Annotated in this window: 14 protein-coding genes; 3 read left to right on the plus strand and 11 right to left on the minus strand. The window is 71.9% G+C overall.

Features of this window, described 5'->3' with window-relative positions; genetic code table 11:
• Positions 1-25: 25 nt before the first annotated feature.
• The 6 genes from AC3A3J_RS07510 to AC3A3J_RS07535 form a co-directional block, all read right to left on the minus strand.
• Positions 26-1,195, minus strand: a complete 1,170-nt coding sequence (locus tag AC3A3J_RS07510) for a mannitol-1-phosphate 5-dehydrogenase (RefSeq protein WP_487671677.1) — start codon at positions 1,193-1,195, stop codon at positions 26-28.
• Positions 1,192-1,626 carry a PTS mannitol transporter subunit IIA gene (locus AC3A3J_RS07515; protein WP_314650835.1) on the minus strand — a complete coding sequence of 145 codons (435 nt, stop codon included), beginning with the start codon at positions 1,624-1,626 and terminating at the stop codon, positions 1,192-1,194. The genes AC3A3J_RS07510 and AC3A3J_RS07515 overlap by 4 nt, the downstream gene beginning before the upstream one ends.
• A gap of 76 nt (positions 1,627-1,702) precedes the next feature.
• Positions 1,703-3,232, minus strand: a complete 1,530-nt coding sequence (locus tag AC3A3J_RS07520) for a PTS mannitol transporter subunit IIBC (protein ID WP_487671678.1) — start codon at positions 3,230-3,232, stop codon at positions 1,703-1,705.
• Complete coding sequence (ptsP, locus tag AC3A3J_RS07525) at positions 3,229-4,914, minus strand: phosphoenolpyruvate--protein phosphotransferase (protein ID WP_487671679.1); 1,686 nt, start codon at positions 4,912-4,914, stop codon at positions 3,229-3,231. The genes AC3A3J_RS07520 and ptsP overlap by 4 nt, the downstream gene beginning before the upstream one ends.
• Positions 4,911-5,192, minus strand: coding sequence for an HPr family phosphocarrier protein (locus AC3A3J_RS07530; RefSeq protein WP_487671680.1), 282 nt, complete (start codon positions 5,190-5,192; stop codon positions 4,911-4,913). The genes ptsP and AC3A3J_RS07530 overlap by 4 nt, the downstream gene beginning before the upstream one ends.
• Positions 5,189-5,503 (minus strand): PTS sugar transporter subunit IIB, encoded by a 315-nt coding sequence (locus AC3A3J_RS07535; protein WP_487671681.1) that lies wholly within the window; start codon positions 5,501-5,503, stop codon positions 5,189-5,191. The genes AC3A3J_RS07530 and AC3A3J_RS07535 overlap by 4 nt, the downstream gene beginning before the upstream one ends.
• Before the next feature lie 166 nt (positions 5,504-5,669).
• Between AC3A3J_RS07535 and AC3A3J_RS07540 the strand changes: the two genes are divergently transcribed.
• Positions 5,670-7,589 (plus strand): BglG family transcription antiterminator, encoded by a 1,920-nt coding sequence (locus tag AC3A3J_RS07540; RefSeq protein WP_487671682.1) that lies wholly within the window; start codon positions 5,670-5,672, stop codon positions 7,587-7,589.
• 29 nt (positions 7,590-7,618) lie between these two features.
• Here AC3A3J_RS07540 and AC3A3J_RS07545 read toward each other — a convergent pair whose 3' ends face one another.
• The 3 genes from AC3A3J_RS07545 to AC3A3J_RS07555 all read right to left on the minus strand — a co-directional run bounded on the left by AC3A3J_RS07545 (position 7,619) and on the right by AC3A3J_RS07555 (position 10,445).
• Positions 7,619-7,882, minus strand: coding sequence for an HPr family phosphocarrier protein (locus AC3A3J_RS07545; protein WP_487671683.1), 264 nt, complete (start codon positions 7,880-7,882; stop codon positions 7,619-7,621).
• Positions 7,883-7,944: 62 nt separating this feature from the next.
• Positions 7,945-9,615 (minus strand): phospho-sugar mutase, encoded by a 1,671-nt coding sequence (locus tag AC3A3J_RS07550; protein ID WP_487671684.1) that lies wholly within the window; start codon positions 9,613-9,615, stop codon positions 7,945-7,947.
• On the minus strand, positions 9,612-10,445 hold the full coding sequence (locus AC3A3J_RS07555) for a purine-nucleoside phosphorylase (RefSeq protein ID WP_487671685.1): 834 nt from the start codon (positions 10,443-10,445) through the stop codon (positions 9,612-9,614). The genes AC3A3J_RS07550 and AC3A3J_RS07555 overlap by 4 nt, the downstream gene beginning before the upstream one ends.
• A 49-nt stretch (positions 10,446-10,494) precedes the next feature.
• Here AC3A3J_RS07555 and AC3A3J_RS07560 point away from each other — a divergent pair, with 49 nt between their 5' ends.
• Positions 10,495-11,943 (plus strand): NAD(P)H-quinone dehydrogenase, encoded by a 1,449-nt coding sequence (locus AC3A3J_RS07560; protein ID WP_487671686.1) that lies wholly within the window; start codon positions 10,495-10,497, stop codon positions 11,941-11,943.
• A 76-nt stretch (positions 11,944-12,019) separates the two neighbouring features.
• On the opposite strand, the gene AC3A3J_RS07565 is transcribed toward AC3A3J_RS07560, so the two are convergent.
• Positions 12,020-13,786 carry an acetyl/propionyl/methylcrotonyl-CoA carboxylase subunit alpha gene (locus AC3A3J_RS07565; RefSeq protein WP_487671687.1) on the minus strand — a complete coding sequence of 589 codons (1,767 nt, stop codon included), beginning with the start codon at positions 13,784-13,786 and terminating at the stop codon, positions 12,020-12,022.
• Between the two features lie 78 nt (positions 13,787-13,864).
• Entirely contained in the window at positions 13,865-14,521 is a 657-nt protein-coding gene (locus AC3A3J_RS07570) for a Maf family protein (RefSeq protein WP_487671688.1), read from the minus strand.
• A gap of 22 nt (positions 14,522-14,543) precedes the next feature.
• On the opposite strand from AC3A3J_RS07570, the gene AC3A3J_RS07575 reads away from it, so the two are divergent.
• Entirely contained in the window at positions 14,544-15,782 is a 1,239-nt protein-coding gene (locus tag AC3A3J_RS07575; protein ID WP_487671689.1) for a class I SAM-dependent RNA methyltransferase, read from the plus strand.
• Positions 15,783-15,809: the final 27 nt, after the last annotated feature.

Below are 15,809 nucleotides of genomic sequence, written 5' to 3' on the forward strand. Positions count from 1 at the left end.
GGGGCGTTCGCGGCGGTTCCGGCGGTCAGCCGGCGCGGAGCGCGTCCTGACGTGCCTGCACGACGGCCTGCACGACGGCCTCCACGGCGGGGAAGAGCGGATGCTGCGGCTCGAGTCCCGTGGTGCGGGTGGTGAAGGTGCGGGCATCGTCGGAGCGCAGCAGCTGCTGCAGCTCGACGGCCTGCGGGTCGTCGGCGTCGTCGAAGTCGAGTGCGGCGCCGACGGCGGCGACGAGTGCCTCGGTCGGCAGGCCGTGCTCGGCGGCCGACGCGGCCGGTCCGATGAAGCGCTCGTGACGGGAGATCTTGCGCAGGGGTTGACGCCCCACGCGCTGCACGGTGTCGACGAGCGCGGGGTTGCGGAACCGGTCGAGGATCGTCGCGCGGTAGTCGGCGAGATCGGCCGGGTCGAGGCCGTGCACGGCGGCCAGCACGGCCGAGGTCTCTTCGAGGGCGGAGGTGACCGCGGCGGAGATCTCGGCGTCGGCGAGAGCGTCGGAGATGCGCTCGACGCCGGCCCGCGCACCGAAGTACGCCGTCGCCGCATGCCCGGTGTTCACCGTGAACAGCTTGCGCTCGATGTACGGTGCGAGGTCGTCGACGAAGTGCGCGCCGGGGATGCTCGGCAGGTCGCCGCCGAACGGCCCGGCCTCGATCGTCCACTCGAAGTACGGCTCGACGGTGACGTCGACACCCGCGCCCTCGGGCTGCGCCGGGACGATGCGGTCGACGGCGGTGTTGGCGAAGACGGCGCGGGCGAGCAGGTCGGGGGCGTCGGCCCCCGCGACGCGCTCGATCTCGGCGCGGAGCAGGTCGGTGGCGCCGATCGCGTTCTCGCACGCCATGATCTTCACCGGTGCCGCGTCGGGGGAGCGGCGGGCGAGACCTTCGACGATGGTCGGGGCGATGAACCGCAGCACGGTCGGCCCGACCGCGCAGGTCACGACATCGGCGGTCGCGACCTCGTCGGCGGCGGCATCCGGGTCGGTCTTGCTGTTCACCGCGCGGAACCCGGTGACGACACGGTCGACGCCGCCGGGGCCGACCTCGTGCACCGTGTACTCCGAGACGGCGTTGATCGCGTCGACGAGGGCCCCGGCGACGTCGGAGAACACGACCTCGTAGCCGCCCTCGGCGAGCAGCAGCCCGACGAATCCGCGCCCGATGTTGCCGGCGCCGAACTGGACGGCCTTCATGCCTCGTTCACCGCCGAGAGCAGCGCGTAGAGCTCCTCGGGGGTCTGCGCCGCGTTGAGCTTCGCGACGTCGTCCTCGTCGGAGAACAGGATGGCGATCTGCGAGAGGATCTCGAGGTGCTCGTCGCCCTTGCCGGCGATGCCGACCACGAAGGTCGCGGGCTCGCCCGCCCAGTCGACCCCGCCGTCGTAGCGCACGACAGACAGGGCCGAGTCGAGGATCGCGTCCTTGGTCTCGTTCGTGCCGTGGGGGATCGCCAGGCCGTTGCCCATGTAGGTCGAGACCGTCTCCTCCCGCTGGCGCATGGCGTCGACGTACGCCGGGGTCACGGCTCCGACCTCGACGAGGATGTCGGTCGCCTCCTGCAGCGCGGCCTCCTGGGTCGCCGAACCTGCGTGGATGCGGACCTGGCCGGGGGTGAGAACGCTCATGATGTTCCTTTCGCGGTGTTCCTCGGGAAATGGTCCGGTGGGCGGATGCCGGAGCATCCGCCCACCGGGGTCTGTGTCAGGCGCCGGTGCCGCGCTGGGCGCGCACCATCTCGACGACCTCTTCATACTTCGGGGAGTTCATGAAGTTGTCCACCGAGACGTGCACCGAGGCCGGCGACTGCGCCTTCGCGCGATCGGTCAGCTGCTGCTGCGTGATCACGAGGTCGGCCGAGCCGTCGAGGTTGGCGATCGCCTGGTTGGTGACCGTGACGCCCTCGATGCCCGCCTTCTTGAACTTGTTGCGGAGGACGCTGGCGCCCATCGCCGACGAGCCCATGCCGGCGTCGCACGCGAACACGACGTTCTCGATGCGGCGGTCGGTGGCGACCGGGGCGGCCGTCGTCGCGGCCCGGGCGGCGAGGCCGCTCAGCGCGTCGGACGACTTGCCCTTGTTCGCCTCGGTCTGCGCGACGGCCGCAGCGAAGGCGTCTTCCTTCGCGAGGTCCTTCTTGCGGCTCGCCCGCAGGATCAGCGTCGAGATGAGGAACGTCACCGCGGCCGAGAGCACCACCGAGAGGATCACTCCGAGGTAGTCGGTGCGGTACGTCTGCCCGAGCACCGCGATGATGCTTCCCGGCGCGGCCGGGGCGATCAGTCCGGTGCCGAGCAGCATGTTCGTGGTGACACCGGTCATGCCGCCGGCGATCAGGGCCAGGATCAGCACGGGCTTCATCAGCGCGAACGGGAAGTACACCTCGTGGATGCCGCCGAAGAACTGGATGACGGCGGCGCCGGGGGCCGATGCGCGGGCCGCGCCGATGCCGAACAGCGTGAACGCGAGGAGCAGGCCGACGCCGGGGCCGGGGTTCGCCTCGAGCAGGAAGAGGATCGACTTTCCGCTCTCGGCCGCCTGCTGGGTGCCCAGCGGCGTGAGCACGCCGTGGTTGATGGCGTTGTTCAGGAAGAACACCTTGGCCGGCTCGATGAGGATGCTCGTCAGCGGCAGCAGGTTCGTCTCGACGAGCCAGTTCACCGCGGTGGAGAGCAGGTTCATGAGCCCGTTGACCAGCCAGGCCACCGGGTAGAAGCCGACGACGACCATGACGAAGCCCCAGATGCCGGCCGAGAACATGTTCACGAGCATCTCGAAGCCGGCCTTGATCTTGCCCTCCCAGAGGGAGTCGAGCCACTTCATGGTGTACGCCGCGAGCGGGGCCATGATCATCGCACCGATGAACATATGGATCTGTCCGAGCTGGTTGTCGGCGGGGAGCGTCTCGTTCACCTGGGCGATGAGGTAGTCGGAACCCGCGATCGCGCCCATGACGGCGATCGCTGCGACCACGCCGCCGCGGGTGCGGTAGACGAGCGTTCCGCCCGTGTACGCGATCACGATCGGCAGCAGATAGTGGATGATCGGGCCCACGAGGGTCGCGAGCTGCTCGTTCGGCGTCCAGCCCACGGGGATGAAGAACGCCGTGATGATGCCCCACGCGATGAGCGCGGGGATGTTGGGCATGATCATGCCCGAGAGGAACGTGCCGAACCGCTGCACGCCCAGTCGGACACCGCCCTGCTTCTGGGCGGCGGGTGACGTCGTCGTCATGATGTCGTCTCTTTCTGGTGAGGAGGGAGTGCCGCGGCGGCTTCGGCCGCGGCGGTGCGCGCACCTGCGGCGTCGTCGGCCGCGAGTGCCTGCTCTGCGAGGTGTCGGGCCTCGTCGAGCGTGCGTTCGGAGAGCGCGTGGCGGACGTCCGCCAGCGCTGCGGGGGCCATCGACAGGCTCGTGGCGCCGAGGCCCACGAGCACGACGGCGAGGAGCGGGTCGGCGGCGGCTTCGCCGCAGATGCCGACGGGCTTGCCGAGTCGGGCGCCGGCGGCGCCGACCTCGCGCACGAGGCGGAGCACGGCCGGATGCCACGGATTCTGGAATGCCGACACGGACCCGAGGAGGCGATCCGCGGCCATCGTGTACTGCGTGAGGTCGTTCGTGCCGATCGATGCGAAGTCCGCGTGTGCGAGCACCCGGTCGGCGAGCAGGGCGCTCGACGGCACCTCCACCATCACGCCCGCCGTCTTCAGCCCGTACTCGCGAGCGAGCGAGGTGAAGTACGCCGTCTCCTCGACGGTCGCCACCATCGGCGCCATGACCCACAGGTCGGCCTCGGTCGCGGCATCCGCCTCGGCGAGAGCCGTGAGCTGCTCGCGCAGGATGTCCTCGCTGGCGCGGAGCGCACGCAGCCCGCGCAGTCCGAGCGCCGGGTTCTCCTCGTGGGCGTCGTTGAGGAAGGCCAGGGGCTTGTCGGCGCCGGCGTCGAGCATGCGCACGACGACCTTCTGCCCGGGGAACGCCGCCAGCAGCTCGCGGTACGACTCGCGCTGCTCGGCGACGGTCGGCGCCTGCGACGACGACAGGAACAGGAACTCCGTGCGGAAGAGCCCGACACCCTCGGCGCCGCGGGCGACGGCATCCGCCGCATCGGCCGGCTTGCCGAGGTTCGCCAGCAGCGGGATCGCCGTGCCGTCGGCGAGGGCGCCGGGGGTGAGCGGTGCGGCGTCCGCCGAGGCGCGGTCGGCGGCGCGCTGCGCGGCGCGCTCCTGCTCGTCCTCGGTCGGGTCGACGGTCACGAGCCCGGCGGCGGCGTCGACGATCACCGTCGTGCCGGTGGCCAGGTCGGCCGCCTCGGCGGCGCCGACGATCGCGACGATGCCCTTCTCGCGGGCGAGGATCGCCGTGTGCGAGGTCGGACCGCCGTCGCTCGTGACGAGCGCGAGCACCTGGTCGAGGTTCAGCAGAGCCGTGTCGGCGGGGGCCAGATCGCGGGCGACCAGCACGAACGGATGCCCGGGGTCCGGCACGCCGGGGGCGTCCAGGCCCTGCAGGCGGGCGAGCACTCGCTGGGCGATGTCGTCGAGGTCGGCGGCGCGCTCGCCGAGGTACCCGCCGACGGCCTCCAGGGTGGCCTTGAAGCCCGCGAACGCGTCCTGCACGGCCCACTCGGCGGTCGAGCCGCCGTCGATGCGCTCGTCGACCTCGTCGAGCAGGGTCGGGTCCTCGGCGATCATCGCCTGCGCCTCGAGCACTTCCTGCGCCGACCCGCCTGCGGCCTCGCCGCGGGTGGTCAGTTCCTGCGCGACGTGCGAGATCGCCTCGCGCACGCGGGCGCGCTCGGCTTCGGCGCCCGCCGCGCTCGGCGTCTGCGCGGGCGCGGGGAGCGCCTCGGTCATGCGGACCACCGGGCCGTGGGCGATGCCCAGCCCGATTCCGACTCCTCGCAGCTCGCTCATCCGGCGGCTTCCTGGTCGTGATCGGTGGTGAGCAGTTCGGTGAGCGAGTCGAGCACCTGCTCGGCGCCGTCGCCCTCGGCGGTGAGGGTCACGTAGTCGCCGTGCTCGACGGCCAGGGCGATGACCCCCAGGATGCTCGCGGCGTTGACGGGCTTGCCCGAATCTTTCGCGATCGTCACGGGGATGCCCGACTCCTTCGCGGCCTGCGCGAAGAGCTTCGCGGGGCGGGCGTGCAGGCCGTGGGAGGAGCCGATCCGAACGGTACGGGAAGCGGTCATGATGTTCCTTTCGGGGTGGTCTCCGCGGGGAGGAGGGCACGCACGAGGGCGAGCGTCCGTTCTCCGTCGCGGTCGGCGAAGATGTCGGCGGGGAGGAGCGAGACCGGGGCCCCGGCGCGCGCGGACAGGTCGTCGAGCCGGTCCGCGAGATGCGGTCCGACGAGGACGAGGTCCTGAGAGCCGGGAACGAGGGATGCCTCCGTGCCGGCGGCCGCGTCCCACGCGAGACCGGCGTCGGCTGCGGCGCGGCGCAGGCGCTGCGCGACGAACGTGCTCGACGCACCGGCGCCGCACACCACGAGGATCCTCATCGATTCCACCTTCCTGAGAACAGTCTGGGAAATCACGCGGGGGACTTTCCAACAGGAAGATTTCCGCCCCTGCGGAACTCCGCTTCCGCCCCCTGCCCTCCCGCGGGCCTGACATCATGGGGAGGGCGGCGTACAGCGAGGTCGCACCGGGAGCAGAGGGAGGACCATGTCGCGTCAGCGCCAGGACCAGATCCTCACCGCTCTGCTGCGACGGGACAGCTGGATGACCGCCGCGAGCCTCGCCGATCTGGTCGGGGTGACGCCGCGCAGCATCCGCTCCTACGTCTCGGCCCTCAACGCCCGCGTGGGCGGAGACGCCGTCGAGTCGGGTCCCGCGGGCTACCGCGCGGGTGCGTCCGCTCGTGACGCGCTGCGCGCCCGCTCGGGCGGCGAGTCGACGCCCCGTGATCGCCTGCACGCGATCGTGCGGATGCTCCTCGACCGCGCCGACGGCCTCGACGTCTATGCGACCGCCGACGGATTGCACGTCAGCGAGGCGACCCTCGAAGCCGACCTCGTGCGCGTGCGGGGGTTGCTGGAGGGCACCGACCTCGTGCTCGAGCGCGAGCGGGAGAGGGTGCGCCTGCGCGGCAGCGAGGAGGACCAGCGCCGTCTGATCTCGCGCCTCGCCCACGACGAGATGGATGCCGCATCGTTCCACCCCGAGACGTTCCGCCGCGCGCTCGGAGCGACCGGGGTGTCGACCGACGCCGTCGGGCCGTTCAAGCAGGCGCTGGTGCGCGAGCTCGGCGCGCTCGGGTACTTCGTGAACGAGCTGGCGATCGCCGACGTTCTGCTGCACATCACCATCGCGGCCGATCGTGTCGCCGCGGGCTACGCGATCCCCGGCGAGGCCGCCGGCCCCCGCGACGAGATCGCCCGCGTGGGCGAGGTCGTCGCGCGTCTCGCGCAGGAGGCCTTCGGGGTCGAACTCGGCGTCGGCGACCGCCGCCACCTCGCGTCGCTCGTGCTCACGCGCGTCGTCGCCCCGGGCGAGGAGACCACGCGAGAGGTGGCGCGCAGCGGCGTGGAGGAAAGGGTGGAGGAGGCGGTGCGCGCCGAGCTCGCCCGCGCATCCGCCGAGTACGACGTCGACCTCGTCGAGGACTCGTTCGTGCTGAGGCTGGCGCTGCACGTGCAGAACCTGCTGCGCCGCGCCGAGGGTCAGGCGCTCGCCCGCAACCCGCTCACCCGCTCCCTCAAGACGTCGTACCCGATGATCTTCGAGGTCGCCGTGTCGATCGCCAGCGGCCTGCACGACCGCCTCGGCACGCCCATCCACGACGACGAGATCGCGTACATCGCCATGCATGTCGGCGGTCGGCTCGAACGCAGCCGCAAGGCCGCGTCGATCCTCAGCGCGACGATCGTCTGCCCCGGGTACCACGAGCTCCGCGAGCTGCTGCGCGCCAGCGTCGACCGGTCGCTCGGCTCCGCGATCGAGGTCACCAGCGTGGTGACGGCCGTCGACCCTGACTGGGCGTCGTTCGGCACCGACCTCGTGCTCAGCACCATCGAACCCGGGGCGACCGGCGACCGCTTCGTGCGCATCCATCCGTTCTTCACCGACTCCGATGTGGAGCGCGTGCAGCAGGCCGCCGGTCGGGTGCGTCGCGTGCGCCGTCTCGCCCGACTGCGCGATGAGCTGTCGCAGTACTTCGCGCCGGACGCGTTCGTGCACCCCCTGCCGGACGAGGGGGAAGAGGCGATCATCCGCCGACTCGGGGGTCTGCTCGTCGGCACCGGCGTCATCGACCAGGAGTACGTCGAGAACACCATCCTGCGGGAGCGCATGTCGTCGACCGCGTTCACGGATGCCCTCGCGGTGCCCCATGCGCTGCAGATGACCGCCACCCGCACGGCCATCGCAATCGGCGTCGCCGACGGCTCGGCCGCCTGGGCCGACGGGCGGGTGCAGGTCGTGGCGCTCGCCGCCTTCAGCGAGAACGACCGCGCAGCGTTCCAGACGGTGTTCGAGCAGCTCGTCGAGGTGTTCAGCGAACGGGAGAGCGTGCAGCGCATCGTGCGCCGGGGGACGACGTTCGAGGCGTTCCTCGACGAGCTCGTCGCCGTGATCGACGGCTGATCACCGGGAGGCCGACGGGCGACGCCGGTTCAGGACCCCGGCGCGAGCACCGCGGCCAGCTCGTCGAGCAGCGCGTCGGCGCCGGGGGAGTCGGGGGTGCGCAGCTCGACCGCGTCGCCCGTGCCGAGGGCCAGATCCATGACCGCCAGCACGCTGCGCAGGTCGACGGTGGTGCCGTCGGATGCCCGGAGGGTGACGGGAGCGCCGTGCGCCTGCACCAGGCGCACGATCTCGGCGACCGGGCGCGCATGCACGCCGTTGTGGGCGCGGATGATGACTTGACGGGTCGGCATGGGTCCGATCGTAACGGTCGAGGATGTCCGGCGCGCCGGGTGGAGGCGCGCCGGACATCCGATCAGGATCGCTCGGCGAGCAGGGCGCGCACGCCCGCCTCGATCTCGGCGACGGCGTCGCGCGCGGCGTCGGCCGCTTCGGCGCGGGCGTCGATGTAGACCTTCAGCTTGGGCTCGGTGCCGCTCGGCCGCACGATCACGCGGGATCCGTCGGACAGCCGGTAGCGCAGCACATCGCCCGAGGGCTGGCCAGGCGCCGACTGCAGCAGGTCGTCGGCCGTCGAGACGGCGCGCTCGCCGATGTGCGACGGCGGGGTCGCGCGCAACGACGCCATGACGGTGCCGATGAGCGAGAGGTCGTCGACGCGGATCGACACCTGGCCGCTCGAGAAGTGACCGTAGGTGTCGCCGAGCTCGCGCAGCAGATCGGCGAGCGTGGCGCCGCGCTCCCGCGCCTCGGCGGCGAGACCGAGCACGGCGACGGCCGCCGAGATACCGTCCTTGTCGCGCACGGTGCCGGGGTTCACGAGGTAGCCGAGCGCCTCCTCGAAACCGAACACGATCCCCGGGGCGCGCGAGATCCACTTGAAGCCCGTGAGCGTCTCGTGGAAGTCGAGCCCGTGGTGGGCCGCGACCGCCCCGAGCCCGGGCGACGACACGAGAGAGCACGCGAGCGACGCGCCGGGGGTGCCCTCCGCGGCGCGTGCCGCGCGGGCGCCCAGGAGCAGGCCGACCTCGTTGCCCGAGAGCCGGCGCCAGCCGCCGTCAGCGGTCTCGTCGGGGATCGCGACCGCGAGGCGGTCGGCATCCGGGTCGTTGGCGAGGATGAAGTCGGCGTTCGCGCGGCGTGCGCGGGCGAACGCGAGATCCATCGCGCCCGGCTCCTCGGGGTTGGGGAACGCGACCGTGCGGAAGGTGGCATCCGGCTGCAGCTGCTCGCCGACCACCGTCGGACGGGGGTAGCCGGCGGCGTCCACGATGCGGGCGAACGTCTCCCACCCCACACCGTGCATGGCGGTGTACACCCAGCGCAGGCCCTGCGCGCCCGTCGGGGCGGGAGCGACGGCGGCGGTCGCGGCGATGTACGCCTCGACGACCTCCTCACCGGCGGTCTCGTAGTCGCCGGAGCGGGGGAGAGCGGCGATCGTCCCGGCCTCGGCCACCTGCCGGATCGCGGCGGCGATCTCGGCGTCGGCCGGGGCGACGATCTGCGAGCCCTCGTCGGCGCCCCCGAGGTACACCTTGTAGCCGTTGTCGTTCGGCGGGTTGTGGCTCGCGGTCACCATCACGCCCGCATCGGCGCCGAAGTGGCGCACCGCGAACGCGAGCACGGGCGTCGGGAGCAGGCGCGGAAGCAGGATCGCCCTCAGCCCGGCCCCGGTAAAGATCTCGGCCGAGTCGATCGCGAACACGCGCGAGTTGCGTCGCCCGTCGTAGCCGATCACCACGGTCGGGGTCGCCCCGTCGGCGCGGTCGCGGAGGTACGCGGCGAAGCCCGCCGCCGCCTGCGTCACGAGCACGCGGTTCATGCGGTTGCTCCCCGCGCCCAGTGCGCCGCGCAGACCCGCGGTGCCGAACGCCAGGCGGCTGCCGAAGCGGTCGTCGAGGTCGGCGAGGGCGGCCGCGTCGCCGGACGACGCGCGCGTGACGATCCCGGCGAGCTCGTCGCGGGTCTCGTGGTCGGGGTCCTGTCGCAGCCAGGCGCGTGCCTGGGCGAGCCGCTCCTCGCTCACAGGGCCTCGACCACCCGCGCCAGCAGCTTCGAGATCACCGGCTCGGCCTCGCGGCCCGCCTCGATGACCTCGGCGTGGCTGAGCGGCGTCTTCTGGATGCCCGCGGCGAGGTTCGTGATGAGCGAGAAGCCCAGCACCTCCATGCCGGCCTCGCGGGCGGCGATGGCCTCGAGCGCGGTCGACATGCCGACGATGTGTCCGCCGATGGCCTTCGCCATCTGCACCTCGGCCGGTGTCTCGTAGTGCGGGCCGCGGAACTGCGTGTACACGCCCTCGTCGAGGCTGGGATCGATCGTGCGGGCGATGTCGCGCAGGCGCTGCGCGTACAGGTCGGTGAGGTCGATGAAGGTCGCGCCCTCGAGCGGCGAGTCCGCGGTCAGGTTGATGTGGTCGCTGATGAGCACGGGCTGCCCCGGCTTCCAGGTCTCGCGCACGCCACCTGCGCCGTTGGTGAGCACCATGATCTTCGCGCCCGTCGCGGCGGCGGTCCGCACGCTGTGCACCACCCGGCGCACGCCGTGGTCCTCGTAGTAGTGGGTGCGCGCGCCGATCACGAGCACGTTCTTGCCGCCGGGCGTGCGGATGCTCCGCAGGGTTCCCACGTGTCCCTCGAGGGCGGGCTTCGAGAACCCGGTCACCTCGGTGGCCGGGATGGTCGCCACGGTCTCGCCGATGATGTCGGCTGCCTTGCCCCAGCCGCTTCCGAGAGTGAGCGCGATGTCGTGCTTCTCGACGCCGGTCAGCCGGGCGATGTCGGCGGCGGCGGTGGCGGCGACGTCGAACGGGTTGGCGTTCGGGTCGTCCAGGGGGTTGCTGTGAGTCTCGGACATAGGCTCCACTCTAGGAAGGTGACGGCTCGGCTGCCAAGATTGCGGAAGAATGGGAAGCATGGCTTCCACCCCTTTCGAGCGCACTCAGCGCGTCGCCGTCCTCGGCGGCGGTCCCGGCGGATACGAGGCGGCTCTCGCAGCCGCCCAGCTCGGAGCGGAGGTGACCCTCGTCGAGCGCGTGGGTGTCGGCGGCGCGGCGGTGCTCACCGACGTCGTCCCCTCGAAGAGCCTCATCGCCACGGCCGATGCCGCGGTCGCGATCTCCGAGGCGAGCGACCTCGGCGTGCAGTTCTACGCCAAGGGTGAGAAGGGCAAGCCGCTCAAGCCCGAGATCGCCATCAACCTCGCTGCGGTGAACAAGCGGCTCATGGCTCTCGCCGGGCAGCAGTCCGAAGACATGCGCTCGACCCTCCTCGAGGCCGGCGTGCGCATTCTCTCCGGTCACGGGCGTCTGGAGGGGCGCGACGCGATCGTCGTCTCGACCGGACAGGGCGGCACCGACTTCGACCGCGTCGAGGCCGACACGATCATCGTCGCGGTGGGCGCCTCGCCGCGCGAGCTGGATTCGGCGAAGCCCGACGGACGCCGCATCCTCACCTGGACGCAGCTGTACGACATGAAGGCCCTGCCCGAGCACCTCATCGTGGTCGGCTCCGGCGTGACGGGCGCCGAGTTCGCCTCGGCCTACATGAACCTCGGCGCGAAGGTCACGCTCGTCTCGAGCCGCGATCAGGTGCTCCCGGGCGAGGATCAGGATGCCGCGCGCGTTCTGGAGCAGGTCTTCACCCGCGGCGGCATGACCGTGCTCTCCAAAGCCCGCGCCGAGAAGGTCGAGGCCACGAAGGACGGCGTGACCGTCACGCTCGCCGACGGGCGCACGGTCGACGGCAGCCACTGCTTGATGGCGGTCGGCTCCATCCCCAACACCGCCGACATCGGCCTGGCCGAGGCCGGGGTCGAGCTCACCGAGCAGGGGCACATCCGGGTCAACCGTGTCGCCCGCACCTCGGTGCCGAACATCTACGCCGTGGGCGACTGCACGAACTTCTTCCCGCTGGCATCCGTCGCGTCGATGCAGGGCCGCACGGCCGTGTTCCACGCCCTCGGCGACATCGTCATCCCGCTGGAGCTCATCAAGATCACCTCGAACATCTTCACCGCGCCCGAGATCGCGACGGTCGGCTACGGCGTGAAGGACGTCGAAGACGGCAAGGCCGACGGCATGGTCTACAAGCTGCCGCTCGCGGCCAACCCGCGGGCGAAGATGATGGGCATCAAGGACGGCTTCGTGAAGCTCATCGCCCGCAAGGGGTCGGGCACCGTGATCGGGGGAGTGATCGTCGCGCCGAAGGCCTCCGAGCTCATCTACCCGATCGCGATCGCCGTCGAGCGCCGACTGACGGTCGATCAGGTCTCGCGGGTGTTCGCGGCGTACCCCTCGCTGTCGAGCAGCATCACCGACGCGAGCCGGGCGATGCACCTCTTCAACATCTCCTGAAGGTCCGCGGGCGCCGAGCCGGCGAACGACGAAGGGCGCCCCACCTCGGTGGGGCGCCCTTCGTTCGTGCGGAGTGTCAGCTGATGGTGAGCAGCTGGTGACCCGCCGAGACGGTGGCTCCGGCGTCCGCGGCGATGTTGCCGACCACGCCGTCCTTGTGCGCCTGCAGCGGCTGCTCCATCTTCATCGCCTCGAGCACCACGACCAGGTCGCCCTTGACGACCTGCTGGCCCTCCTCGACGGCGACCTTGACGACCGTCGCCTGCATGGGCGACTTCACGGCGTCGCCGGATGCTCCGGCGTTCGCGGTGGTGGCGTGGCTCCGGCGCGACGGGGGAACGGCCGCCGGGCGGCCCGTGGTGGTCGGCGCCGCGGCGACGCGGTCGGGCAGGCTGACCTCGAGGCGCTTGCCGCCGACCTCGACGACCACGGTGTGGCGGCCGGTCCCGGGCGCGGGGGCGTCGAGCTCACCGTCCCAGGCGGGGATGTCGTTGACGAACTCGGTCTCGATCCACCGGGTGAACACGCCGAACCGGCCGTCCTCGGCGGTGAAGGCGGGGTCGCGCACGACCTTGCGGTGGAAGGGGAGAACGGTGGGCAGGCCGGCGACCTCGAACTCGTCGAGTGCCCGGCGCGAGCGCTCGAGCGCCTCGGCGCGATCCTTGCCGGTGACGATGATCTTGGCGAGCAGCGAGTCGAACGCGCCCGAGACCTCGTCGCCCGCGGTCACCCCGGAGTCGAGACGGATGCCGGGGCCGCCGAAGGTCTTGAACACGTGCACGGGGCCGGGCTGGGGGAGGAAGCCGCGCCCCGGGTCCTCGCCGTTGATGCGGAACTCGATCGAGTGGCCCTGCGGCGCCGGGTCGGAGTAGTCGAGGGTGCCGCCGGCCGCGATGCGGAACTGCTCCCGCACGAGGTCGATGCCGGTGACCTCCTCCGAGACCGGGTGCTCGACCTGCAGCCGCGTGTTCACCTCGAGGAACGAGACGGTGCCGTCGGCTCCGATGAGGAACTCGCACGTACCGGCTCCCACGTAGCCGACCTCGCGGAGGATGGCCTTCGATGCCGCGTAGAGCTGGGCGTTCTGCTCGTCGGTGAGGAATGGCGCCGGCGCCTCCTCGACGAGCTTCTGGTGGCGGCGCTGCAGCGAGCAGTCGCGCGTCGAGACGATGACGACGTTGCCCTCGGCATCGGCGAGGCACTGGGTCTCGACGTGGCGCGGCTTGTCGAGGTACTTCTCGACGAAGCACTCGCCGCGCCCGAAGGCCGCGACCGCCTCGCGCGTGGCGGAGTCGAACAGCTCGGCGACCTCGTCGAGCTCGCGGGCGACCTTGAGGCCGCGTCCGCCGCCTCCGTACGCCGCCTTGATGGCGATGGGCAGGCCGTGCTCCTTCGCGAACGCGACGACCTCGTCGGCGGTCGCGACGGGACCGGGCGTGCCGGGAGCGAGCGGCGCGCCCACCTTCTCGGCGACGTGTCGGGCGGTGACCTTGTCTCCGAGCGCCTCGATGGCCTCGGGCGACGGGCCGATCCAGGTCATCCCCGCGCCGATCACGGCGCGAGCGAACTCGGCGTTCTCGGCGAGGAAGCCGTAGCCGGGGTGCACGGCGTCGGCGCCGGCGCGGCGGGCGACCGAGAGGATCTTCTCGATCTGCAGGTAGGTCTCGGCGCTGGTGGCGCCCCCGAGGGCGTAGGCCTCGTCGGCGAGTCGCGTGTGCAGCGCGTCGCGGTCCTGGTCGGCGTAGACGGCGACCGAGGAGATCCCGGAGTCCCGGGCGGCGCGGATGATGCGGACGGCGATCTCGCCGCGGTTGGCGATGAGCACCTTGGCGATAGCAGGCATGAATGCCAGCCTAGCGAGTAGAACCGTCGGGCATTTGACGACTCTCCACAAGAAAGACCGATGAACGTGGCGGGAAGTCTACGACCGGGCGTCGGCGTTCCAGAGGTCGGTCCACACGACTCCCAGCTCGGCGGCGAGGCGACGCACGGTCGACAGCGACATGCCGACGACCGTGGAGGGGTCGCCGTCGACGCGGGTGATGAACGCGCCGCCCAGGCTGTCGACCGTGAACGCGCCGGCGACCAGCAGCGGTTCGCCGGACGCGACGTAGGCCGCGATCTCCGCATCGGTGACGTCGTCCGCGAAGGTGACGGATGCGGCGGCGGTGGCGGTGGCCTCGACGGGTTCGCGGCCGGGAGAGACGCGGAACACCGAGTGGCCGGAGTGCAGGATGCCGGTCGCGCCGCGCATCTCCGCCCATCGTCGCGTGGCCTCCTCGGGGGTGTACGGCTTGCCGTAGACGCGCCCGCCGAGCGCGAACATCGAGTCGCCACCGATCACGATGCCGTCGAAGGCCGGGTCGTCGACCGCGATGCGGCGCGCGACGTCGGCGGCCTTCGCTCGCCCGAGCAGCAGCACGAGCTCCTCCGGGGCGAGCTGCGCGCCCCGTTCCGCTGCCGCCGCGGCGGCGACGGCGTCCTCGTCGACATCGGGAGCGAGGGTGAGGGGTTCGATGCCGGCCTGACGCAGCAGCATGAGGCGGGCGGGGGAGGTCGAGGCGAGGCAGACGCGCATGTGCCCACCGTATCCTCGAAGGATGACCTCTTCCGCCCCCGACCTGCTCGACCTCGACATCACCGGGATCGCGCACGGCGGCACCGCCGTCGCCCGCCACGAGGGGCGCGTCGTCTTCGTCTCCGACGCGATCCCCGGCGAGCGGGTGCGGGCCAGGGTGGTCCTTCCCGAGGGCGGCGCCGATGCCGAGACGCGCAGCTTCTGGCGCGCCGACACCGTCGAGGTGCTCGACGCCTCGCCGCACCGCCGCCCGCACCTCTGGGCGGAGGCCGACGTCGAGAACGACCCCGCCGCGCGCCCCGGCGGAGCCGACTTCGGCCACATCGCCCTCGCACACCAGCGGGTGCTCAAGCGGCAGGTGCTCTCGGAGGCGCTCGACCGCTTCGCCGGCGGGGGGCTGGACGCGCCCGAGATCGAGGCCGTCGAGTCGGGGGACGGAGCCGGCTGGCGTACCCGACTGACCCTGCACGTCGACGACGCGGGCCGCGTGGGCCCGTTCGCGGCGCGCAGCCACCGGGTCATCCCCGTCGGCTCGCATCCGCTCGCACGTCCGGCGATCGCCGAAGCCGCCCTCGCGCTGCACGGCGAGGCTCCCGGTCGCGTCGAGCTCGTCGAGCCCGCCGACCGGCGTGTGCGCGTGCTGCGGCGCCCCGACGAGACGCGTCGACCGGCCCGCGGTGCGCGGCGCCCCGCGCCCGAAGTGGTGCACGAGCGCGTCGGCGACCGACGTTTCCAGCTGGATGCCGGTGGCTTCTGGCAGGTGCATCCGCGGGCGGCCTCGGTGCTCGACGCCGCCGTGTACGGCCTGCTCGACGGGCACGTCGACGAGCAGTCCTCGCATCTCGACCTGTACGGGGGCGTCGGTCTGTTCGCGGCGACACTGGCCGACCTCGGTGGCACGCGCATCACGACGGTCGAGTCGAGCCGCCGCGCCACCGAGCACGCGCAGGCGAATGTGGGCCCGCTCGGGGCCACCGCCGTCACCGCGCGGGTCGACCGCTTCCTGGCGGACCGACCGGATGCCGGACGCACGGGCGCGGTCGTACTCGATCCGCCGCGCGCGGGTGCGGGACGCCGGGTCGTCGAGGCCATCGACGCCCTCCGTCCCGACGCCGTCGCCTACGTCGCCTGTGATCCGGTGGCCCTGGCACGTGACCTCGGCACATTCCGCGATCTCGGCTGGAACGTCGAGCGGATGCGCGGCTTCGACCTCTTCCCACACTCGCACCACTTCGAGGTCGTCGCGCTTCTCACCCGGTGACGTCGCCGGGCGATCGGCGCGCAACTC

The organism is Microbacterium sp. Soil_N32 (assembly GCF_057655505.1).